The organism is Streptomyces anulatus (assembly GCF_014650675.1).
Taxonomy (GTDB): Bacteria; Actinomycetota; Actinomycetes; order Streptomycetales; family Streptomycetaceae; genus Streptomyces; species Streptomyces anulatus.
Window position 1 is genome coordinate 1 of the sequence record NZ_BMVK01000007.1, and the last position, 20,055, is coordinate 20,055.

Consider the following 20,055-nt stretch of genomic DNA (forward strand, 5'->3'; position numbering starts at 1 on the left):
ACGCCTGCTCGACCGCGTACTCGTCCAGCTCCGACAACAGACCGTCGACATCCTCACGATCCAGCGTCAGGTCATCGGCGAAACGCCGGTCACCGGTCGCGTCGGGCACGTACTTCACACAGACAACGATCCTCAAGCTCACGCCGGCTCTCCTACTGCATCGTCATTTCTGGGCTGCCTTGTTGCACGCAGCATAGGCGCCTCGTCGGGCCGCATCCGGTCAGGACGACCGAGGCTCCGAGCCCGATATTACTCGCCAGTACACCCAGTCTGTTACCCCTGGGCAAGCGCTGCGCACTGTGACCTTGCCAACGCGGCGGGCCTGTGCGTGCGCGCCCTCAGTCTCGCAGAGCCGTGAACCGTCCCTGGTGGTAGACCAGCGGGCGACCGGCTCCGGAGGGCGCGCCCGCCACCGCCTCGGCGATGACGATGCGGTGGTCTCCGGCCGGGACGCGGGTCACGACGCGGCAGACGAGCCAGGCGGACACGCCGGCGAGCAGCGGAACGCCTTCGGGGCCGCTGCTCCACTCGGTCGACGGGCCGAAGCGGTCGGCTCCGCTGCGGGCGAAGGTGGCGGCCAGTTCGTGCTGGTGCTCTCCGAGTATGTGCACGCCGACGTACGCGGCCTCGGACAGCACGGGCCAGCTGGAGGAGGACGTACCGACACCGAAGGAGATCAGCGGGGGTTCGGCGGCGACGGAGGTCAGCGAGGTGGCGGTGAAGCCGACCGGGTGCTCGCCCGCGGCGGTGATCACGGCCACGCCCGCGGCGTGGCGGCGGAAGACCGAGCGGAAGAGTTCGGGCGTGGCGACCGTCGGAGCGGGGGCGAGATCGGGCGTTGCCGTCATGGACGTGTCCTTCTGCGGAAGTGGCGTACGGGTCCGTGGGTGCTCAGGCACCCGGACAGCGCGCACTCGCGTGGCGTGCGAGGTCCACATGGACCCGGCCGTAGAGAAGGAGTTCTGGCGGCATAACGTCAGACTGACGATGCGAAGTGGGCGCAGTCAAGGGCGTTCCGGAATGTGGGAGATGCGTCACGGTCCGTCATATGGCGTGCCCCAGCGCCGCGACGACGTCGACGGTGCGGGGCTGGCCGGATGCCCGGCGGACCACCTCGCCCTCGGCGTCGAGCACCAGGACGGTCGGCGTCTTCGTGATGTCCAGCTGCCGCACCAGCGCGAGGTGCGCCTCGGCGTCGACCTCGATGTGGGCGACCCCGTCGACCATCCCGGCCACTTCGCCGAGGGTGCGGCGGGTCGCCCGGCACGGCTGGCAGAAGGCGCTGGAGAACTGGACGAGCGTCGCGCGTTCCCCGAGTTCCGCGCCGAGTTGGGATGCGTCGAGTCGCTGTCCGTGTGTCCGGCGGTCCACGTGGTGCCTCCTGATCAGAGCTCTTCGTAAGGGGTCAGCACCGGCCGCCCCGCGGACATTCCCGCAGCTCCCGAGGCGCGCGCACGTGACGAGAATCTCGCGCCCCGCGTCCGCCGGGACTGGCCAGCGGCTCGCGCATGGGGCACCATCGCCACAATGCCGAAAACCTACGGCTGCGTAACTTCCGCCGGGAGAACCCCCCAGGCGCTGAAGAAGGGTCTTCTCCAGATGGCAGAACTCGTCTATCGACCGGTCATCGGCGCCGCTCGCACCCTGTTCAAGGCGCTCGACCTGAAGATCGACACTCAGGGTTCGGAGCACATCCCGAAGACCGGTGGTGCGGTGCTGGTCAGCAACCACATCAGCTATCTCGACTTCATCTTCACCGGCCTGGGCGCCCTGCCGCAGAAGCGGCTGGTGCGGTTCATGGCGAAGGAATCGGTCTTCCGGCACAAGATCTCCGGTCCGCTGATGCGGGGAATGAAGCACATCCCGGTCGACCGCAACCAGGGCGAGGACGCGTACGCCCACGCGCTTCGGTCGCTGCGTTCCGGCGAGATCGTCGGAGTGTTCCCCGAGGCCACCATCTCGCAGTCCTTCACGCTGAAGAGCTTCAAGTCGGGTGCCGCGCGCCTCGCCCAGGAGGCCGGGGTCCCGCTGATCCCGATGGCGCTCTGGGGCACGCAGCGGATCTGGACGAAGGGGCGGCCGCGCAATTTCCAGCGCAGCCACATCCCGATCACCATCCGCGTCGGCGAGCCCATGGAGGCGCCCTCCGACCAGTACGCCGGTGCCATCACCCGGCGGCTGCGGGAGCGTGTGCAGGAGCTGCTGGAGGCCGCGCAGCGGGCCTACCCGGTGCGCCCGAAGGACGCGAGCGACACCTGGTGGGTGCCGGCCCATCTCGGTGGCACGGCCCCGACGCCCGCCGAGGTGCGCGAGCTCGGCTGACGGCCGTCCCGTGCCGGGGCGGCGGCGTCGTCACGTCACCGCGGTCCGTGGACGGTGATCCGCGCCCCGGGGCTCAGCCGCTCCAGGGACGCGGCGAGTTCGGCACCCGCGGCGTCGAGCTCACCGTTCGTCATGGGTGCGAGGCCTTCCAGCAGGAAGACGGCGTTGACCGACTCCTCCGTGAGCCGGGTGCGCACGCCCTGGCGCCAGTTCCAGCGGCGGCAGGTAACGCCCTCGTCGTCGCACCAGACGACTTCGCCGGGTTCGGGGTGCTCCACCGTCCCCTCGCCGCCGGCGACGGTGGGGAACGGCTCGTCGCCCTTCGCGCGGATCAGCCGCATCCCGCCCTCGATGTGGTCGGTGTCCTCGCCGCCGACCGGGACGAGGTGGGCGACGCTGATCGCGTTGTAGGCGTCGACCAGCAGGTTGATGCGGGGCAGGCCGCCGTCGGCGAGGGCGCGCCGGGCGAGCGCCTCGGCGGAGTTGCGGGTGCGGGAGGGCTTGGCCCCGAACGCCGTGTAGACCTCGCGCCAGGCGGCGATGCGCGGGTCCTCGTGCGGGGCGCGGCCGTCGAGGCGCTCGGCGAGCCTGCGGGCGGCGTCGTCCAGCAGGGCGGCGCTACGGGTGTCGCTGGGGCCGTTGACCAGGCCGTGCGCCTCGACGGCGAGATGAGTGAAGCCCGGCGCGATCGCGCGCACCTCGTCGGACACGGTGAGCGTGAGGGTCATCGTCTGCCTTACTGCCTTGCTCGGTGCGGTGGCTCGGTGCGGTGGTGCGGGGCGACGGGCGGGTTCAGAGGCGCTCGGGAAGGTTCTGCCAGAGCTCCGAGCGGTCCCGGGCGCCCCGCAGCGCGTGGAGAATCACCTCGGGTGGTGCAGCATAGACTACCGGGTAGTCGATTTCATTGAACTCTTCGCGCGCCACCCACGCCAGCCGCTCCTCCTCCGGGGAGAACTGCGCGTCGACGCCCGGCTTGTTGCCCCGGGGATCCACCCGCGCCCACCGGCCGGATCCGGGGAGCCGCAGCGCGACCAGTCCGTGGACCATCGGGTTCGTCCCGTCGTCGTCGGCGAGACGCTGGTAGCAGAGGCCTGCCGGGATGGAGCGGGCCCGCAGCAGGGCCACGAGCGCGATCGACTTCGCGTGACAGATGCCGGTCCGGGCGGCGAGCACCTCGGAGGCGCGCCAGGTGACGCGCGGATCCCCCGAGTCGGCGGAGTGCGGAATGGTGTCGCGGACGAACTCGAAGGCCGCCCGCGCGTATGCGTATGCGGTGTCGGCGCCGTGCGCGAGGCGGGTCGCCGCCTCCACGACGCGGGGATGCTCGTGGTCGATGGCCTCGTCGACGGCCAGGTACGCGCCGATGTCCGGGGACTGCTGCGTCAGCTCCATGACCGGAGAGCGTACGAAGCGGCCGACCGGAAGTCCATCAATTTCCGGTCGGCCGCATAGTCATGCATGAATCGCGCTATCGTGCCATCTCTTCCTTGAGCGCCTGGAGGAAGGCGTCGACGTCGTCCTCGCCGGTGTCGAACGCGCACATCCAGCGGACGTCCCCGGCCGCCTCGTCCCAGAAGTAGAAGCGGAAGCGCTTCTGGAGCCGCTCGCTGACCGCGTGCGGCAGCCGGGCGAACACGGCGTTGGCCTGGACCGGGTAGAGAATCTCCACCCCGTCGACGGCACGGACGCCCTCGGCGAGCCGCTGCGCCATGGCGTTGGCGTGCCGGGCGTTGCGCAGCCACAGGTCCTTGGCGAGCAGCGCCTCCAGCTGGACGGAGACGAAGCGCATCTTGGAGGCGAGCTGCATGGAGAGCTTGCGCAGGTGCTTCATCGCCCGGACCGCGTCCGGGTTCAGCACGACGACGGCCTCGCCGAAGAGCGCGCCGTTCTTCGTGCCGCCGAAGGACAGTACATCGACGCCGACCGTGTTGGTGAACGTCCGCATCGGCACGTCCAGCGAGGCGGCGGCGTTGGCTATCCGCGCCCCGTCGAGGTGCACCTTCATGCCGCGCTCGTGGGCGTGGTCGCAGATGGCGCGGATCTCGTCGGGGGTGTAGACGGTGCCCAGCTCGGTGTTCTGGGTGATCGAGACGACCTGCGGCATGGCCCGGTGCTCGTCGTCCCAGCCGTACGCCTGCCGGTCGATGAGCTCCGGAGTGAGCTTGCCGTCCGGTGTGGGCACGGTAAGGAGCTTCAGCCCGCCCATCCGCTCGGGCGCGCCGCCCTCGTCCACGTTGATGTGCGCGGACTCGGCGCAGATGACGGCGCCCCAGCGGTCGGTGAGCGCCTGGAGGGCGACCACGTTGGCGCCCGTGCCGTTGAAGACCGGGAAGGCCTCGGCGGTGGCGCCGAAGTGGCTGTGCATGACGCGCTGGAGGTGACCGGTGTAGTCGTCCTCGCCGTAGGCGACCTGGTGGCCACCGTTGGCGAGGGCGATGGCCGCGAGGACCTCCGGGTGCGCGCCGGCGTAGTTGTCGCTGGCGAAACCGCGCACCTGCGGGTCGTGGTGACGTCGCGCGTCGGTCCTCACGTTTGCGGAGTCAGCCACAGGCGCTTTCCGTTCACTTCGGGGGCGGGCTTGTCCCAGACGCCGGCGATGGCCTCGGCCAGCTCCGTGACGTCGGTGAAGCCCGCGAACTTCGCATTCGGGCGCTCGGCGCGCATGGCGTCGTTCACCAGTGCCTTGACCACCAGGATCGCAGCAGCCGCCGCGGGCCCGTCCTCGCCCCCCGCCTTGCGGAAGGCGTCGCCGAGCGCGAGGGTCCACGCCTCGGCGGCGGCCTTGGCGGAGGAGTAGGCGGCGTTGCCCGCGGTGGGCTTGCTGGCCCCGGCGGCGCTGATCAGGAGATAGCGGCCCCGGTCGCTGCGCTCAAGGGCCTCCTGGAAGGCCAGCGAGGTCGACTGGACGGTGCGGATGAGCAGCTTCTCCAGGGCGTCCCAGTCGGACAGCACGGTCTCCTGGAACGACGGGCTGCCGCGCCAGCCGCCGACGAGGTGGACCAGGCCGTCGATGCGGCCGAACTCCGCCTCGGTGCGCTTGGCCCAGTCACGGGTGGCGTCGAGGTCGAGCAGGTCGACGGTCTCGCCGGTGACGGTCGCGCCTCCGTGGGCGTACCGGGCGGCGTCCACCGCCTCGGCGAGCCGTTCGGGGTGGGCGTCGCATCCGACGACCGTCGCGCCCGCCTCGGCGAGCCGCAGCAGCGTCGCCCGGCCGGCGGGACCGGCCGCTCCGGCGACCGCGATCACAGCTCCTTCGAGCACACCCGTCCCCTCGCCCGTGCCGTTTGCGTTCATGGCCACCGCCTCCTCGGGAGAATGGTTCACGCGGCTGCCCGCTCGTCGTTCGCCGCGGTGATTCCCTTGGTGGAGGCAATCACGTGCTTCAGCTTCTTGGCGAGCGCCTCATAGAACATGCTCAGGGGAAACTCGTCCGGAAGCACGTCGTCGACGAGCTTGCGAGGAGGAAGTGTGAGGTCCAGGGCGTCGGGGCCCTTGGCCCAGCGGGATCCCGGGTGCGGGGCGAGGTAGCTGGACACGAGGTCGTACGCGGCGAACCAGTGGACCAGCTTGGGGCGGTCGATGCCGTCGCGGTAGAGCTTCTCGATCTCGGCGCAGAGCTGGTTGGTGACCTGCGGGGCACGGTCCCAGTCGATCTTCAGGGTGTTGTCGGTCCAGCGGACGACGTCGTGCTTGTGCAGGTACGCGAAGAGCAGCTGGCCGCCGAGGCCGTCGTAGTTGCGGACGCGCTCACCGGAGACCGGGAAGCGGAACATCCGGTCGAAGAGCACCGCGTACTGCACGTCACGGCCGTGGGCGTTGCCCTCGGACTCCAGCTTCACGGCCTCCTTGAAGGCGGTGAGGTCGCAGCGCAGCTCCTCCAGGCCGTACATCCAGAACGGCTGACGCTGCTTGATCATGAACGGGTCGAACGGCAGGTCGCCGTGGCTGTGGGTGCGGTCGTGGACCATGTCCCACAGGACGAACGCCTGCTCGCAGCGCTGCTGGTCGCCGATCATCTCGCGGATGTCGTCGGGCAGCTCCAGGCCGAGCAGGTCGACGGAGGCCTCGGTGACACGGCGGAAGCGGGCGGCCTCGCGGTCGCAGAAGATGCCGCCCCAGCTGAAGCGCTCGGGGGCCTCGCGCACGGCGATGGTCTCCGGGAAGAGCACCGCGGAGTTGGTGTCGTACCCGGCGGTGAAGTCCTCGAAGGTGATGCCGCAGAAGAGCGGGTTGTCGTAGCGGTTCGCCTCCAGGTCGGCGAGCCACTCGGGCCAGACCATCTTCAGCACGACCGCCTCGAGATTGCGGTCGGGGTTGCCGTTCTGCGTGTACATCGCGAAGACGACGAGGTGCTGGAGACCGTCGGCCCGGTTCTTCGCGGGCTGGAAGGCCAGCAGCGAGTCCAGGAAGTCGGGGACGCGGAAGCCGTCGGCGGCCCAGCGGCGCAGGTCGGAGACGAGCGCGCGGTGGTAGGCGGCGTCGTGCGGGAGGAGCGGGGAGAGCTCCTCGACCGCTCCGGTCACCCGGTCGAGGACCTGCTCGACGACGGCCGGGGACGGGGCGCCCTCGGCCTCGAAGTCGATGGATCCGTCCTTGGACTGCCAGGGGCGGATCTCCTCGACGGCATCCTTGAGCACGGGCCAGGCAGGGTGCTCGACCACCCGCTGGGCCGTAGCTATCGCGCCGTCGGTGGCGTCGTGCACAAGAATTTCCGTCATAACACTTCCTCCACGGGAGAACCTCGCGTGGATTCACCGTAACCGTGCGGGGTTCCTCCCGACAAGTGGGGCCCTGAAAATTATCCTGCGTACCCCCCATGGTCACCGCTGTTTTTCCTGTCGTATCCCGGGTAGGCGCACAGTTCAATCAGCCGCTCCCGGGCACGGGCGACCGGGCCCGCACGGCGGGGGACATCGCGGGCCGCGGCCGCTACCCTCCCCAGTGCCGTATTGCCGTACCTCCGCGCGGGCAGGAGCAGTCGACGGACCGCCGCCGACGGAAACGAGGTCGCCTTGTCATTTCTCACCCTGGGTCATCGCGGAGTGATGGGCGTCGAGCCCGAGAACACCCTGCGCTCCTTCGTCCGCGCCGAGGCGTCCGGGATGGACGCCATCGAGCTGGATCTCCATCTCAGCAAGGACGGCGCGCTCGTCGTGATGCACGACGTGGACGTGGACCGCACCACGGACGGGTCCGGACCGATCGCGGCCAGGACCCTGGCGGAGCTGCGCGAGCTCGACGCCGGTCAGGGCGAGCGGATCCCCGTCTTCGAAGAGGTGCTGGACGCCGTCTCCTCCCCGCTGCAGGCGGAGATCAAGGACGTGGCGGCGGCCCGCGCGCTGGCGGACGTGATCCGGGAGCGTGACCTCGTCGGCCGGGTGGAGGTGTCCTCGTTCCACGACGAGGCCGTCACCGAGATCGCCCGGCTGGTTCCGGGCGTACGCACGGTCCTGATCGCCAGTCGCTGGGGCGCGGACGTGGTGGACCGGGCGAAGGCGGCGGGCGCGGCGACGCTCGCGCTCAACATCCGCCGCCTCACCCTGGAGGTCGTGGAGCAGGCGCACTCCGAGGACGTGAAGGTGATCGGCTGGGTGGTGAACACCCAGGACCACCTGCGCCTCGCGCGGGCGCTGGGCCTGGACGGCGCGACGACCGACTTCCCCGAGATCCGCCGCGCCGGGCGCTTCACCGCCTGAGGGCGGGCGCTCTCAGGCGCCTTCCCCGGGACAGGTCCCCTCGATGTTCTTGACGAGCAGTTCGAAGGCCAGGTCGTCGCGCTGCGGAACACCGAAGCGCTCGTCGCCGTACGGGAACGGGGTGAGCTGTCCCGTACGGCGATAGCCTCGGCGCTCGTACCAGGCGATCAGGTCCTCGCGCAGCGAGATCACCGTCATGTGCATCTCGCCGACGCCCCAACTCTCCCTGGCGGTGCGCTCCGCCTCGGCGATGATCAGCTTGCCGAGTCCGCCGCCCTGGAGCCCCGGCCGCACCGCGAACATCCCGAAGTAGGCCGCGTCGCCCCGGTGTTCGAGCTGGCAGCAGGCGACGAGTTCGCCGCCGCGCTCGACCGCGAGGAGCCGGCCCGCCGGAGCGTCGAGGACCTCGCGCACACCCTGTTCGTCGGTCCGCTGCCCCTGGAGGATGTCGGCCTCGGTGGTCCACCCGGCGCGGCTGGAGTCACCGCGGTAGGCCGACTCGATGAGGGTCACCAGCGCCGGTACGTCGCTTTCGGTCGCGTCGCGGAAGGTCAGCCGGGCCGAGTCGGGGGGCGTGGCCGTGTCCATGGTGGGGTGCTCCGTTTCTCTGCTGCCGTACGTACTTCACTGCTGTCGTACGCGTTTCCCTGCTGCCGTACGTGCGGTCGGGGTCTTCGCCGTCGCACGTGCGGTCGAGAGTAACGCGACCCGGAGCGCCCCCGGCGGGCCCCGGCGCACCCCCTTCACACCCCCGTGCGCCGGATTCGGCGGCGGCCGCCCGGGCATCGATGGGACGACCCGTAACAGTGCCGTACGTCCGACCGGGGGGAGGCGCGCCGTGCACGGAGGGGCCCTGACCGGCTGGCTGCTGATGGCGTTGTGCGCGGTGAGCGGCGCCTACTGCCTGCTGCGCGCCCGCTCGGGGACGCCGCAGGAGCGCCGCACCGCACGCTCGGAGGCGCTCATGGGTTTCGGCATGGCGGCGATGGCCGTTCCGGCCGCGGTGCTGTCGCCCCCGGACTGGGCCTGGGCGGTGTACGCGGTGCTCTTCGGCGTGGCCGCGCTGCGGGCCCTGCTGCCCGCCCTGCGCGGCGGCCACCATCTGCACCATCTCGTCGGCTCGCTGGCCATGGTCTACATGGCCGTGGCGATGGCCCCCGCGGTCACGGGCAGCGGTGGGGGCGGGCATGCCGGGCACGGGGCGGCCGCAGGCGCCGGCGGCATACCCCTGCTGACCGGGGCGCTGCTCGTCTACTACGCGTTCTACGTGCTGGGCTCGGCCGGCCGTCTGCTGCCCGGGACCGTCCTGGCCACGGCCGGCGGCCGTGGACCGGGAGGGTTCGGGGGCGGAACGGACGGCCGGCCCGAGCTCACGACGGCCTGCCGGCTGACGATGGGCATCGGCATGTTCGCCATGCTGCTCACTCTGTGAGACGGGAAGTGGGACAGAACCCCCGGCAAACCGTGGTCTACGTCACTTGCCGGTCGAGGCCGTACCCCCGGTCGACCCGCCCCTCCTAAGCTGAAGCCATGCTGGTCTCCCTCGCGCTGCTGCTGCTCGGTGCATTGACCGCCCTGGTGACTCCCCGCGTGATGGCGCGCGCACGGTGGCCGGAGCGCGAGCCGGTCGTGGCCCTGTGGGTCTGGCAGTGCGTGGTGGCCGGGGTCCTCCTGTCGTTCGCCCTGTCCATGACGTTGAGCGCGGCCGCCGCCTGGCAGGCGGTGCGCGGCCACGTCTTCGCTCCCGCCCCGCACGCCGTCGTCGAGGCGTACGCCCTGGCGGCGTACGGGCCGTGGTCGGCGGTCATCGCGGTGCTGCTGGCGCTGGGCGGACTGTGGACCGGGGCGATGCTCCTGAGGGAGATCCGGCGGGCGCGGCGTCGCCGAAAGCAGCGCCGGGCGGAACTGCTGGTGCGTGCCCCGCTGATGCCGGGCGAGGAACCGGGCGCCGACCGTCTCGTGGTGCTGGAGGGCGAACGCCCCGACGCCTGGTGGCTGCCCGGCACGGCTCCGCAACTCGTCATCACGACCGCCGCGCTGGGCCGCCTGAAAGGTCGTCAGCTCGATGCCGTGCTCGCCCATGAGCAGGGTCACGCCCAGGCCCGGCACGACTGGCTGCTGCACTGCTCCTCGGCGCTGGCGATCGGCTTCCCGCAGATCCCGGTGTTCGCCGCGTTCCGCGACGAGATGCACCGGCTCGTCGAACTGGCCGCCGACGACGTGGCGTCACGCCGCTTCGGTCGGCTGACGACCGCGCTCGCCCTGGTCGGACTCAACGAGGACCGTGGGGTGTTCGGCCCCTGCCCCACTCCGCACGCCCAAGTGCCCCTCCGGGTCAACCGGTTGCTGGCCCCGGTCGAGCGGCTGACGGCGGGCCGCAGGATCCGGCTGACGGCCGCCGCCGCGCTGGTCCCGGTCGTCCCGGTGTTCGTGGCCTTCGTCCCGGGGCTCCGCGCGCTGGGTTAGGGCGCGCCCGGCGGCGACTCCGACCGGGGCCGCGGGACCCGGCACGCCCTTGTCGCGCACCCGGGTTGGCCTTCGGGCCGTGTCCTCCGCGAGGATCACCCCATGCCCTCCTCCCTCTTCCGCTTCCGCTCACCGGATCGCTCTCCCCGCATCGCCCCCGCCCTGTGGACCGGAGCCGTCGTCGGCGCGGCCGCACTGGTGCTGCTCGTGCTGGTGGCCGCGCGCTGGTCGCCGCTGATGTCGCTGGACCGGTCGGTCGCCGACGCGCTGCACCGGCACGCGGTGGACGACCCCGGTCTGGTCCAGGTGAGCCGGGTGCTGACGGACTGGGTGTGGGATCCCTGGACCATGCGCGCCCTGATCGCGGCGGTGGTGGTCGGCCTGTGGTGGCGGGGCGCACGCCCGCTCGCCCTCTGGCTGGCCGCGACGAGCCTGATCGCCTCTCTCCTCCAGCAGGGTCTGAAGGCGGCGGTGGACCGGGAGCGCCCGCAGTGGCCCGATCCGGTGGACTCGGCCCACTACGCGGCCTTCCCCTCCGGGCACGCCATGACGGCCGTCGTGAGCTGCGGGCTGCTCGTCTGGCTGGTGCGGCTGTACGGCGCGGGCCCCGTCGCCCGGGGCGCGGTGCTGGCCGTGGCGGTGGTCTCGGCGGTCGGTGTGGCGGCGACCCGGGTGTACCTGGGGGTGCACTGGCTGACCGATGTGGTGGGCGGTTCGCTGCTGGGGGTGGCCGTGGTGGCGTTGAGCGCCGCGGGGTACGCCCGGTACACGGCGGCCCGGGAGGGCGCTCTTGTCGGCGCGGGGACGGACCGGGAAGGATCGCGCCCATGATGATCCAGGGCGTGCTGTTCGACTTCTCCGGAACCCTGTTCCGTATCGAGCCGGTCCGGGACTGGCTCGACGCCGTCCTCCGTGAGGAGGGCGTCGACGTCACCCCGGAGGATTTCGAGCGGTACGTGAGCGGGCTCACGGAGGCCGGCGCGCTCCCCGGCGGCCCGTCCCCGGTCCGGGTCCCCGACCGGCTGGCCGGGGCGATGTCCCGCCGGGACCTGAGCGCCGCTCTGCACCGCGAGGCGTACACCGGTCTGGCCCGGGGCGTCGCCCTGCCCGGGCCGGGGCTGTACGACGCGCTGTACGACCGCCACATGCGGCCGGAGGCCTGGCGGCCCTATCCGGACGCCGCGGAGGTGCTGACGGGGCTGCGGAGGGCGGGAATCGCGGTCTGTGTGGTCAGCAACATCGGGTGGGACCTGCGCCCGGTCTTCCGTGCGCACGGGCTGGACGCCCTGGTCGACGCCTATGTCCTGTCCTTCGAGCACGGGCTCCAGAAGCCCGACGCGGGGCTGTTCCGCATCGCCTGTTCGCTGATCGGCCGGGATCCGGCGGAGGTGGTCATGGTCGGTGACGACCGGGGCGCGGACGGGGGCGCGGCGGCCCTGGGCTGCGGGGTCCGGTTCGTGGACCATCTGCCGGTCGCGGAGCGGCCCGACGGCCTGCGTTCGCTGGGGCTGGTGCCGGGGTGAGGCCCGGAGCAGGCAACGGAGATCGGGCCGTGGTGTGAGGCATATCCCGCCGCGGAAGGGGTAGTGGCAGGCGTTCGTGGCCGTAGCCTGGTGGACATGTCCCCGATGTCGTCGTCCGTATCCGCGCGTTCCGCAGCCGAGGTCAACGCGGAGATCCGCGACCTGTGGCAGCGTTCGGGCGGGTGCCTGACGCCGCAGGACGAGGCGGAGTACCAGCGGCTGCTGGTGGAGTGGGCCGCCGCCACCGGCGGAAGCGTCCGCACCGCCGCCTGACCGCCGCTCGCCGGTAGCGAGAGCCCGTACGGAGATCGCGCCCGATCCGGCGATCCCCCGCGTCGCCGGATCCGGGCGCACCCCCGGCGTGTCTCGTGGGACACGGCCGCGGACCGCGCCGGGGACCGGAGTTGCGGAGTCCGCCGGCGCAGGGATCCAGCATGTCCCCACCCGGCTCATCGGTCAATGAATTTCCGGCGGTACACGCGGCGGGGCCGGTGTCTTCCGGGCGGACGTCCGCCCGGGAGACACCGGCCCCTGCGTGCAGCGACAAGTGGACGTGCGGGACCCCTGACGGATCAGCGGTCGAAGTAGTCCGGCTGCGTCTGCGCGTTGAGCTCGTCCAGCTCGACCCGCTCGGCCGGGTCGGTGCGCCGGTCATCGAGCTTCAGCACGTCGAAGCCCTTGGCGATGTCACTGGAGTAGATGTGACCGTTGTAGTAGTACGCCGACCAGGGGCCGGCCGTGGTGACCTGGTCCAGGGTGACCGGGCCGCGCTCGAAGAAGGCGATCTCCTTGGGCTTCGCCGAGTTGGTGAAGTCCCATACGGAGATGCCGCCCTGGTACCATGCCTGGACCATCAGGTCGCGGCCCTTCACCGGGATGATCGAGCCGTTGTGGGCGACGCAGACCTCGGCGTCGGCCTGGTGGCGGTCGATCTTGAAGTAGCTGCGGAAGACCAGCTTGCGCTTGTCGCCCTTGCCGACGATGTCGTAGATGCCGTCGGCGCCCCGCTCGGGTCCGATCTCCTCGTTGCAGGTGGCCGCACCGCCGCCACCGAGCTCGTCGGTGAAGACGACCTTGTTCGCACCCTGGTTGAAGGTCGCCGAGTGCCAGAACGCGAAGTTCACGTTGTCCTGGACGCGGTCGATGATCTTCGGGTGCTCCGGGTCCTCGATGGAGAACAGCAGACCGTCACCCATGCAGGCTCCGGCGGCGAGGTCCTTGGACGGCAGCACCGTGATGTCGTGGCAGCCGGTCGTCTTGGAGACGCCGGGGTTCTCCGGCGCGCCGGGGTTGCCGCCGTCCGGGAAGAGCACCGGGAAGTTGACGATCCGGGCCTTCTGGGGCGCCTTGACCGGCACCTTGATGATGGAGATCCCGTCGTGCGGCGGCTTGCAGTCCGGGAACGTCTCGTTGGGCGAGTACGAGGAGACGTACACGTACACGTTCTTCTTGCCGTCCGGCACCAGCGTGTGCGTGTGGGAACCGCAGGCGGTCTCCACGGCGGCGATGTACTTCGGCTGCCGCTTGTTGCTGATGTCGAAGATCTTCATGCCCTCCCAGGAGGACTTCTCCGTGGCGGGCTGGGAGGTGCTGGAGCAGGAGTCGTCGCTGCGCGAGGAGTCCGTCGACAGGAACAGCAGGTTCCCGGAGACCGAGATGTCGTTCTGCGAACCGGGGCAGAGGACCTGCGCGACCGTCTTAGGCTTCTTCGGCTTGCTGATGTCGTAGATGACGAAGCCGTCGTAGTTGCCGACGTACGCGTACTTCCCCTGGAACGCGAGGTCCGTGTTGGTGCCCTTGAGGGCGCCCTTCGGCACGTTCGTCAGGTGCTTGATGTTGGAGCTGTGGACGATCTCGTCCACGCCGGGTATGTCACCACCGGTTATCGCGGCCCTGGCCTCGGCCTGCTCGCTCTTGGTGACGGAACCGCGCTCGGCCGGGGCATCGCCCGGGTCGGGGGTCGCGGCCGCTGTCGTGGCCGTCAGCAGCGTGGCGAGGAGTCCGGCTGCGGCTGCCACCGCGCCCAGACGTCTGCGCCGCACGCGGGTGGTGTGCAACGAGGTCACTGCGTCCTCCCTTGTCTCCGTTCGGGGTCGAACGGTTCATGAACCCCCGGCAGTATCGTCCCTCCCATGTACACATCAACAGATGGCAACACAGACGTAATAAAAGTTTTTGATCTTCGCCCGGTGGAAGCGTGTTAGGACGGTCTGCAACAAATCGTGTGGCACAGGAGGTCGCCGTGTTGATCCATCGCCGGTCCGCAACTTCGCGCTCAACCGCTCTCGCGGCGGCGGCGGTTGCCGCCGTGCTCGTCCTGGGAGCCTGTGACTCGGGCAGCGGTGACGGAGCGTCGGACAAGGCAGAAGACGCAGGTCCGGGCGTGGTCGCGCCCGGCAGACCGGGCGAGCCCGCCCGGACGCTCTCCGCCGAGGAAGCCGTCAAGGAGGCCGGTCAGGACACCGCCAACTCCGCCGACTTCCGCTATGCGCGGATGATGATCGAACATCACGGCCAGGCGCTCGTGATGACCGGACTCGTCCCGGAACGGGCCTCCGCCGACACCGTCAAACGGCTCGCGGACCGCATATCGGCAGGCCAGAAACCGGAGATCGGCGCGATGGAAGGATGGCTGAAAAGGAACGGCGGCGACCGGCGCAAGGAGCACCACGACCACACCGGGATGCCCGGCATGGCGACCGACGCCCAGCTCGAGAAGTTGCGCGCCGCCGAGGGCAAGGCCTTCGACAAGCTCTTCCTGGAGCTGATGATCACCCACCACCAGGGGGCGATCACCATGGCCACGGAGGCGCTCACCGAGGGGAACGACGTCATCGTCGAGGAGATGGCGAGCGACGTGGTCGCCCAGCAGACCGTGGAGATCAACCGGATGCGCGGGCTGATGGACTGAGCCACTCGGCCGAGCGCCCCGTGCACCGGGCGGTGCAGATCGGCCCGGCGGTGCCATCCTGGAAAGAACCTCCGGGAAGAGGTGCGCCGTGCTCTCCGTCGCCGTCGTCGGTTCCGGTCCCAGCGGGGTCTACACCGCTCAGGCCCTGCTCCAGCAGTCGCTCGTACCCGATGTGCGCGTGCACGTCCTGGACCGGCTGCCCACCCCGTACGGACTCGTGCGGTACGGGGTGGCCCCCGACCACGAGAAGATCAAGTCGCTGCAGAACAGTCTGCGGGCGGTGCTGGAGGACGACCGGGTCACCTTCGTGGGCAACGTCGGCGTCGGCGGGGCGGAAGGAGTCTCCCCCGCCCGGCTCGCGGAGCTGTACCACGCGGTCGTCTACTGCGTGGGGGCATCGGCCGACCGGGCGCTCGCGGTGCCGGGCGAGAGTCTGCCGGGCAGCTACTCCGCCACCCGCTTCGTCTCCTGGTACAGCGCCCACCCCGATGTCGGCGCCGACCCGTTCGTCCTGGACGCCCGCTCGGCCGTCGTGATCGGCGTGGGCAACGTGGCGGTCGACGTGGCCCGGATCCTGGCGCGCGGCGCCGAGGAGCTGCGGGCCACCGACGTGCCCCGTGCGGCGCTCAGCGCGCTGGAGGACAGCCGCGTGCGCGACGTGCACATCGTGGGCCGCCGGGGCCCCTCCCAGGCCCGGTTCACCACCAAGGAGCTGCGGGAGCTGGGGGCGCTGCCCGGGGCACGGGTCGTCGTCGACCCGGCGGAACTCGCGCTCGACCCGGCGTACGCCGCTCCGGACGGCCTGCCCGGAGCGTTGCCGCTGCCCGCCGTGGTGCGGCGGAACCTGGAGGTCCTGCGCGGCTGGTCGGCGGCCGGGGAGCCGACGGCGGCCGATGCCGGGCGCCGCATCCGGCTGCGCTTCTTCCTGCGGCCGGTGGAGCTGCTGGAGCGCGACGGGCGGGTGGCCGGGGTGCGGTTCGCCCGGACGGCTCCGGACAGCGGGGGCGGGGTGCGGGACACCGGCGCGTACGAGGACGTCGAGGCCCAACTGGTCCTGCGGGCGGTCGGCTATCGCGGGGTGGAGCTGCCGGGGCTGCCCTTCGACCCGGTGCGCGGCACAGTGCCGCACTTGGCGGGCCGGGTGCTGCGGGACGGGACGCCGGCGCCGGGCGAGTACGTGGCGGGGTGGATCAAGCGGGGGCCGACCGGGGTGATCGGTTCGAACCGCTCCTGCGCCAAGGAGACGGTGACCTCGCTCCTGGAGGACGCGGCCGCGCTGAGGCGCCGCCCGGCGGCGGACGACCCGCTGGCCGTGCTGCGGGCGTGCGGGCTGCGGCCGGTGGAGTGGTCCGGCTGGCTGTCGATCGAGCGCGCGGAGGCGGAGCTGGGCCGTTCGCTGGGGCGCGGCCCCGTGAAGATCCCCGACTGGCCGGGGCTGCTGGCGGCGGCCCGGGACAGGGACCGCTGAACAGCGCCCCGCCCATGGGCCGGACAGACCGTGGCGGGGCCCCGGTCAGGATCCGCCGGACACGTCCTGGCCCTCCCGGGTCGCCACCACGAGCCGGGCGCGGGGGCTGCCGTCGGGGCGCAGGCCCAGTTCGGTCAGCGGCAGCAGCCGCACGACGAATCCGGCCTGCGTCAGGTCCTCCAGCACATCGCCGAGCCGGAACGTGCGGTAGTACATGACGAACCGCGGGCGCCACAGGGCGTTGCGCACCCGCATCGCCGCGTCGAAGCCGAACAGCGACCAGTAGGCGCGCGATCCCACCGGGGGCGGAGCGCCGAGCGGGAAGACGAACTGCCCGCCCGGCCGCAGCGATCCGTACACCTCGGCGAAGAGGCCGAAGCGTTCGGCGGGCAGGAAGTGGCCGAACGCGCCGAAGCTCAGGGCGAGATCGAAGGCGGGCGCGAAGGGCAGGGAACGGGCGTCGGCCCGCACCCAGTGCACCGCCGGCCCCTCGCTCCCGGGCGGGAGGGCGGCGCGGGCCTCGGCGAGCATGCCCGCGCTGAAGTCGACGCCGACCGCACGCTCCCGGCACAGCTGCCGGAGCACGCCGATCCCGGCGCCGGTGCCGCAGCAGACGTCGAGTCCGGTGTCGAAGGGTCCGAGCTCGCGCACCGCCCGGGTGACGGCGTCGAGCACCCGGTCAGGGGTGCGGTAGGGCGTCTCGTCGAACTTCGGGGCGAGGAGGTCGTATCCGCGCTCGGTCGAGGAAAGCGCCTGAACGGCCAGTTCGCGCACGGTGGGGCCCTGTTTGGTGAACATCACGGGTCACCCTACCGACGCGGCGCACGCGTTGCGGCCGGTCATGGCCACGCTGCGGGGGCCGGGTGAGGGCCGGGCGGGGCGGGGGCGTCAACGTCCTTCGGAAAGTCGCCGCTTGAGGGTGATGGCGGTATCGGCGGCGTACGCCTGGGACCAGCTGCGGCCGGCCCCGGACTTCCAGGTGACGTGGACCGTGGAGCCGTCGGTCCGGGCGCTCTCCACGGTCATGGACCGGTCGCCGTCGCGGACGTCGCCGCGGCGCAGTTCGCCCGCCTCCACCGTGACGGGACGCTCCCCCGGCGCGTTCTCGGTCTCCTCGGCCGCCCGGAGGAGTACGGCGGCCAGCTCGCGGGCCGCCGCGGGGGTGCAGGACCAGACGAGCTCGCCGGCCGGGGGCGAGAGCCGGATGCCGACGCGGAGGCCCTGGCCTGCTCCCCGCTCGGCGACCACGACCGGTGCGGGCTCGCCCGCGGTGACCGTGACCGGCACCGGGTACCCGTCGGCGTCCGTGATCCCGCTGCCCATCGTCGTCTCCTCGGTGTCCCCGCGCCCGGCCCTGTCCGAGCCGTCGTCCGGCCGTCGCACGGCCTCCACCAGCATGTCAGCACCCGGCGGCGGGGCGCGCGAGCGGGGCGGGGGTGCCGAGCCGGCCGGGGGGCGGAGGTCAGGTCCGGTAGACGTCCAGGCGGCCGCACATCCCGAATCTGCCGTGTGCCGAGGGCCGTTCGGCGTGGACGCGGGCGTCGGCGAGGTGGCCGGCCTCGCCCCGGTCCAGCGCGTCGAGCTGGTCGGCGGTGGCGGCGGCGGCCGTGGCGGCCCCCTTCTCCCAGCGGCCGCGCCACTCGGGCGTCCGGGGGCGGACGAGTGCGGCGGCGGCACGGTGGAACGCGGCCAGCGGCTCCGGGTCGCCGCCCTCCACCGCTTCGCGCAGGACGAGGAACCCCTCCACGGCGAGGTCGCGCCGGGCCCGCGCCGCCCGCTCCTGCACGGCCTCCTCGGCGTCCCCGGGCAGCGTCGCCGCCGCGCGGTAGACGTCCGGGTCCGCGAGACAGCGGGGCGGCAGGGTGAGCACGGCGTCGCCGGCCTCGGGCAGCCCGCTGTTCTGCATGAGCACGATGACGCGCAGCCCGTCCTCGTTGACCAGGCGGTGCACGGCGCCCGGGGTGAACCAGACGAGCGCGCCGGGCGTCAGCGGGGTCTCCCGGAATCCGGAGGCCGTGAGGGTCTGCACGGAACCGCTGCCGCCGACCACGACGTACCCCTCCGAGCAGGTCAGGTGCAGATGCGGGGTGCCCCCGCGAAGCCCGTCGGCGGCGGGCCAGTCGTAGACGCTCAGGTGCGAGACGGCGACGGCGCCGGGCAGTCCTTCGAAGGTCACCACGGGGGCTCCTGGGTCTCGGCGGCACGGGCCGCACGGCCACACGCGGGCGCACCGCACGGCCGCACCGCAAGCGCTTTCTAGGCAGCTGAACGCTAGGGCCGCCGCCGGACGCCGGTCAAGGGCGCGGCAGCCGCCGGACGGCCGCCCGCGCGGCGGCACGCCGACGCGACCGGGGCGGCGGGCGTGTGCGCGGGCCGCTGTCAGTGGCCGGGTGCAGACTGGCACTGTTCCGACACAACGGCGTTTCGGGAGGTCCAGGACCATGACCGACGTTTTGCTCACCGCAGGCACCCGCAAGGGCCTCTTCATCGGCCGCAGACACGGCGGGACCTGGGAGATCACGGGCCCGCACTTCAACGCGCAGGCGATCTACTCGGTCGCCCTGGACACCCGCGGGGACACCCCGAGAATCCTGGTCGGCGGGGACAGCGCGCACTGGGGGCCGTCCGTCTTCCACTCCGACGATCTCGGCGGGACATGGGTCGAGCCGCGACAGCCCGCGGTGAAGTTCCCCAAGTCCACCGGGGCGTCGCTGGAGCGTGTCTGGCAGCTGCACCCGGCGGGACCGGAGGCGCCGGACGTGGTCTACGCGGGCACGGAGCCGGCCGCGCTGTTCCGTTCCGAGGACCGGGGCGAGTCGTTCGAGCTGGTCCGTCCGCTCTGGGAGCACCCGACCCGCTCGCGGTGGGAGCCGGGCGGCGGCGGCGAGGGGCTGCACACCGTCCTGACCGACCCCCGCGACGCCGGGGCCGTGACCGTCGCCGTGTCGACGGCCGGTGTGTTCCGGACCAAGGACGGCGGTGCGAGCTGGGCCCCGTCGAACAAGGGCGTCTCCGCGGTCTTCCTCCCGGATCCGAACCCGGAGTTCGGCCAGTGCGTGCACAAGGTCACCCGGGACGCGGCCGACCCGGACCGGCTCTATCTCCAGAACCACTGGGGCGTGTTCCGCAGCGACGACGCCGGCGACCACTGGTGCGACATCGGCGCGGGCCTGCCCTCGGATTTCGGGTTCGCCGCCGCCGCGCACCCGCACCGCGGTGACACGGCGTACGTCTTCCCGATCAACGCCGACGCCGACCGGGTCCCGGCCGAACACCGCTGCCGGGTGTTCCGCACGACCGACGCGGGACGCACCTGGGAGCCGCTCGCCGAGGGCCTGCCGGACGGGGCGCACTACGGCACGGTGCTGCGGGACGCGCTGTGCACCGACGACGCGGACCCCGCCGGGGTCTACTTCGGCAACCGCAACGGCGAGTTGTACGCCAGCGCGGACGACGGGGACACCTGGCGGCAGCTCGCGTCGCATCTGCCGGACGTCCTGTGCGTGCGCGCGGTGGCGCTCGGCTAGGGCCTTTCGTTCGGATCAGGTCGGATCAGGGAGCGGGGTCCGGTGCGTGCGGCTGCAAGGCGGCGGAGGGAGTCACTGCGGAGCATGGGCGACTGACGACAACGCGGCAGATGTGGGTGCCGGGGCCCGCGAGCCCGACCTG

The 20,055-nt window shown here is 71.9% G+C and carries 22 protein-coding genes and 1 pseudogene; 10 read left to right on the forward strand and 13 right to left on the reverse strand.

The window, feature by feature from the left end; translation table 11 throughout:
* From IE272_RS18645 to IE272_RS18655, 3 genes and pseudogenes are all read right to left on the reverse strand, one after another.
* Positions 1–142, reverse strand: a pseudogene (locus tag IE272_RS18645) (electron transfer flavoprotein subunit beta); the annotation flags it as partial.
* Positions 143–338: 196 nt separating this feature from the next.
* Positions 339–848 (reverse strand): flavin reductase family protein, encoded by a 510-nt coding sequence (locus IE272_RS18650; RefSeq protein WP_050357430.1) that lies wholly within the window; start codon positions 846–848, stop codon positions 339–341.
* Between the two features lie 196 nt (positions 849–1,044).
* Entirely contained in the window at positions 1,045–1,371 is a 327-nt protein-coding gene (locus tag IE272_RS18655; RefSeq protein ID WP_007453465.1) for a TlpA family protein disulfide reductase, read from the reverse strand.
* A gap of 228 nt (positions 1,372–1,599) precedes the next feature.
* Between IE272_RS18655 and IE272_RS18660 the strand changes: the two genes are divergently transcribed.
* Entirely contained in the window at positions 1,600–2,322 is a 723-nt protein-coding gene (locus tag IE272_RS18660; protein WP_050357432.1) for a lysophospholipid acyltransferase family protein, read from the forward strand.
* A 35-nt stretch (positions 2,323–2,357) separates the two neighbouring features.
* On the opposite strand, the gene IE272_RS18665 is transcribed toward IE272_RS18660, so the two are convergent.
* The 5 genes from IE272_RS18665 to IE272_RS18685 all read right to left on the reverse strand — a co-directional run bounded on the left by IE272_RS18665 (position 2,358) and on the right by IE272_RS18685 (position 7,040).
* Complete coding sequence (locus tag IE272_RS18665; RefSeq protein ID WP_050357433.1) at positions 2,358–3,050, reverse strand: B3/B4 domain-containing protein; 693 nt, start codon at positions 3,048–3,050, stop codon at positions 2,358–2,360.
* Between the two features lie 64 nt (positions 3,051–3,114).
* A complete protein-coding gene (locus IE272_RS18670; RefSeq protein WP_190007306.1) occupies positions 3,115–3,714 on the reverse strand; it encodes a transglutaminase-like domain-containing protein in 600 nt (199 codons plus the stop codon).
* 76 nt (positions 3,715–3,790) lie between these two features.
* A complete protein-coding gene (locus tag IE272_RS18675) occupies positions 3,791–4,852 on the reverse strand; it encodes a threonine aldolase family protein (RefSeq protein ID WP_179890919.1) in 1,062 nt (353 codons plus the stop codon).
* Positions 4,849–5,616, reverse strand: a complete 768-nt coding sequence (locus IE272_RS18680) for an SDR family NAD(P)-dependent oxidoreductase (RefSeq protein ID WP_032792794.1) — start codon at positions 5,614–5,616, stop codon at positions 4,849–4,851. Before IE272_RS18680 ends, IE272_RS18675 begins: the two co-directional genes overlap by 4 nt.
* A gap of 26 nt (positions 5,617–5,642) precedes the next feature.
* Positions 5,643–7,040, reverse strand: a complete 1,398-nt coding sequence (locus tag IE272_RS18685; protein ID WP_056699091.1) for a DUF6421 family protein — start codon at positions 7,038–7,040, stop codon at positions 5,643–5,645.
* A gap of 327 nt (positions 7,041–7,367) precedes the next feature.
* On the opposite strand from IE272_RS18685, the gene IE272_RS18690 reads away from it, so the two are divergent.
* On the forward strand, positions 7,368–8,018 hold the full coding sequence (locus IE272_RS18690; protein ID WP_057661241.1) for a glycerophosphodiester phosphodiesterase: 651 nt from the start codon (positions 7,368–7,370) through the stop codon (positions 8,016–8,018).
* A 12-nt stretch (positions 8,019–8,030) separates the two neighbouring features.
* On the opposite strand, the gene IE272_RS18695 is transcribed toward IE272_RS18690, so the two are convergent.
* Positions 8,031–8,606, reverse strand: coding sequence for a GNAT family N-acetyltransferase (locus tag IE272_RS18695; protein ID WP_057661243.1), 576 nt, complete (start codon positions 8,604–8,606; stop codon positions 8,031–8,033).
* A gap of 250 nt (positions 8,607–8,856) precedes the next feature.
* Between IE272_RS18695 and IE272_RS18700 the strand changes: the two genes are divergently transcribed.
* The 5 genes from IE272_RS18700 (at position 8,857) to IE272_RS18720 (ending at position 12,280) form a co-directional block, all read left to right on the forward strand.
* Positions 8,857–9,450, forward strand: a complete 594-nt coding sequence (locus tag IE272_RS18700; RefSeq protein WP_190007307.1) for a DUF5134 domain-containing protein — start codon at positions 8,857–8,859, stop codon at positions 9,448–9,450.
* A 98-nt stretch (positions 9,451–9,548) separates the two neighbouring features.
* Positions 9,549–10,484, forward strand: coding sequence for a M56 family metallopeptidase (locus tag IE272_RS18705; RefSeq protein ID WP_007453473.1), 936 nt, complete (start codon positions 9,549–9,551; stop codon positions 10,482–10,484).
* Between the two features lie 102 nt (positions 10,485–10,586).
* Positions 10,587–11,315 (forward strand): phosphatase PAP2 family protein, encoded by a 729-nt coding sequence (locus IE272_RS18710; RefSeq protein ID WP_050357440.1) that lies wholly within the window; start codon positions 10,587–10,589, stop codon positions 11,313–11,315.
* Positions 11,312–12,007: an HAD family hydrolase gene (locus tag IE272_RS18715; protein ID WP_050357441.1), complete on the forward strand. Its 696-nt coding sequence runs from the start codon at positions 11,312–11,314 to the stop codon at positions 12,005–12,007. Before IE272_RS18710 ends, IE272_RS18715 begins: the two co-directional genes overlap by 4 nt.
* Before the next feature lie 96 nt (positions 12,008–12,103).
* Positions 12,104–12,280 carry a hypothetical protein gene (locus IE272_RS18720; RefSeq protein ID WP_169808526.1) on the forward strand — a complete coding sequence of 59 codons (177 nt, stop codon included), beginning with the start codon at positions 12,104–12,106 and terminating at the stop codon, positions 12,278–12,280.
* Positions 12,281–12,579: 299 nt separating this feature from the next.
* Here the strand turns inward: IE272_RS18720 and IE272_RS18725 are convergent, their stop codons facing one another.
* Positions 12,580–14,073, reverse strand: a complete 1,494-nt coding sequence (locus tag IE272_RS18725; RefSeq protein ID WP_050357443.1) for an LVIVD repeat-containing protein — start codon at positions 14,071–14,073, stop codon at positions 12,580–12,582.
* Positions 14,074–14,231: 158 nt separating this feature from the next.
* On the opposite strand from IE272_RS18725, the gene IE272_RS18730 reads away from it, so the two are divergent.
* Both IE272_RS18730 and IE272_RS18735 read left to right on the forward strand, forming a co-directional pair.
* On the forward strand, positions 14,232–14,918 hold the full coding sequence (locus IE272_RS18730) for a DUF305 domain-containing protein (protein ID WP_079045292.1): 687 nt from the start codon (positions 14,232–14,234) through the stop codon (positions 14,916–14,918).
* Between the two features lie 88 nt (positions 14,919–15,006).
* Positions 15,007–16,386 carry an FAD-dependent oxidoreductase gene (locus tag IE272_RS18735; protein WP_190007308.1) on the forward strand — a complete coding sequence of 460 codons (1,380 nt, stop codon included), beginning with the start codon at positions 15,007–15,009 and terminating at the stop codon, positions 16,384–16,386.
* Between the two features lie 45 nt (positions 16,387–16,431).
* Here IE272_RS18735 and IE272_RS18740 read toward each other — a convergent pair whose 3' ends face one another.
* The 3 genes from IE272_RS18740 to IE272_RS18750 form a co-directional block, all read right to left on the reverse strand.
* Positions 16,432–17,184 carry a class I SAM-dependent methyltransferase gene (locus IE272_RS18740; protein ID WP_050357445.1) on the reverse strand — a complete coding sequence of 251 codons (753 nt, stop codon included), beginning with the start codon at positions 17,182–17,184 and terminating at the stop codon, positions 16,432–16,434.
* Between the two features lie 90 nt (positions 17,185–17,274).
* Positions 17,275–17,709 (reverse strand): hypothetical protein, encoded by a 435-nt coding sequence (locus tag IE272_RS18745; RefSeq protein WP_073745098.1) that lies wholly within the window; start codon positions 17,707–17,709, stop codon positions 17,275–17,277.
* A gap of 139 nt (positions 17,710–17,848) precedes the next feature.
* Positions 17,849–18,565, reverse strand: coding sequence for a cupin domain-containing protein (locus IE272_RS18750; protein WP_056699104.1), 717 nt, complete (start codon positions 18,563–18,565; stop codon positions 17,849–17,851).
* Between the two features lie 262 nt (positions 18,566–18,827).
* Between IE272_RS18750 and IE272_RS18755 the strand changes: the two genes are divergently transcribed.
* Complete coding sequence (locus IE272_RS18755) at positions 18,828–19,913, forward strand: WD40/YVTN/BNR-like repeat-containing protein (protein WP_190007309.1); 1,086 nt, start codon at positions 18,828–18,830, stop codon at positions 19,911–19,913.
* Positions 19,914–20,055: the final 142 nt, after the last annotated feature.

Excerpts from the sequence above, each read along its gene's own strand:
- IE272_RS18650 (WP_050357430.1), bottom strand. The coding sequence starts at position 848 with ATGACGGCAACGCCCGATCTCGCCCCCGCTCCGACGGTCGCCACGCCC.
- IE272_RS18660 (WP_050357432.1), top strand. The coding sequence starts at position 1,600 with ATGGCAGAACTCGTCTATCGACCGGTCATCGGCGCCGCTCGCACCCTG.
- IE272_RS18665 (WP_050357433.1), bottom strand. The coding sequence starts at position 3,050 with ATGACCCTCACGCTCACCGTGTCCGACGAGGTGCGCGCGATCGCGCCG.
- IE272_RS18670 (WP_190007306.1), bottom strand. The coding sequence starts at position 3,714 with ATGGAGCTGACGCAGCAGTCCCCGGACATCGGCGCGTACCTGGCCGTC.
- IE272_RS18680 (WP_032792794.1), bottom strand. The coding sequence starts at position 5,616 with ATGAACGCAAACGGCACGGGCGAGGGGACGGGTGTGCTCGAAGGAGCT.
- IE272_RS18685 (WP_056699091.1), bottom strand. The coding sequence starts at position 7,040 with ATGACGGAAATTCTTGTGCACGACGCCACCGACGGCGCGATAGCTACG.
- IE272_RS18690 (WP_057661241.1), top strand. The coding sequence starts at position 7,368 with ATGGGCGTCGAGCCCGAGAACACCCTGCGCTCCTTCGTCCGCGCCGAG.
- IE272_RS18695 (WP_057661243.1), bottom strand. The coding sequence starts at position 8,606 with ATGGACACGGCCACGCCCCCCGACTCGGCCCGGCTGACCTTCCGCGAC.
- IE272_RS18705 (WP_007453473.1), top strand. The coding sequence starts at position 9,549 with ATGCTGGTCTCCCTCGCGCTGCTGCTGCTCGGTGCATTGACCGCCCTG.
- IE272_RS18710 (WP_050357440.1), top strand. The coding sequence starts at position 10,587 with ATGCCCTCCTCCCTCTTCCGCTTCCGCTCACCGGATCGCTCTCCCCGC.
- IE272_RS18715 (WP_050357441.1), top strand. The coding sequence starts at position 11,312 with ATGATGATCCAGGGCGTGCTGTTCGACTTCTCCGGAACCCTGTTCCGT.
- IE272_RS18720 (WP_169808526.1), top strand. The coding sequence starts at position 12,104 with ATGTCCCCGATGTCGTCGTCCGTATCCGCGCGTTCCGCAGCCGAGGTC.
- IE272_RS18740 (WP_050357445.1), bottom strand. The coding sequence starts at position 17,184 with ATGTTCACCAAACAGGGCCCCACCGTGCGCGAACTGGCCGTTCAGGCG.
- IE272_RS18745 (WP_073745098.1), bottom strand. The coding sequence starts at position 17,709 with ATGGGCAGCGGGATCACGGACGCCGACGGGTACCCGGTGCCGGTCACG.
- IE272_RS18755 (WP_190007309.1), top strand. The coding sequence starts at position 18,828 with ATGACCGACGTTTTGCTCACCGCAGGCACCCGCAAGGGCCTCTTCATC.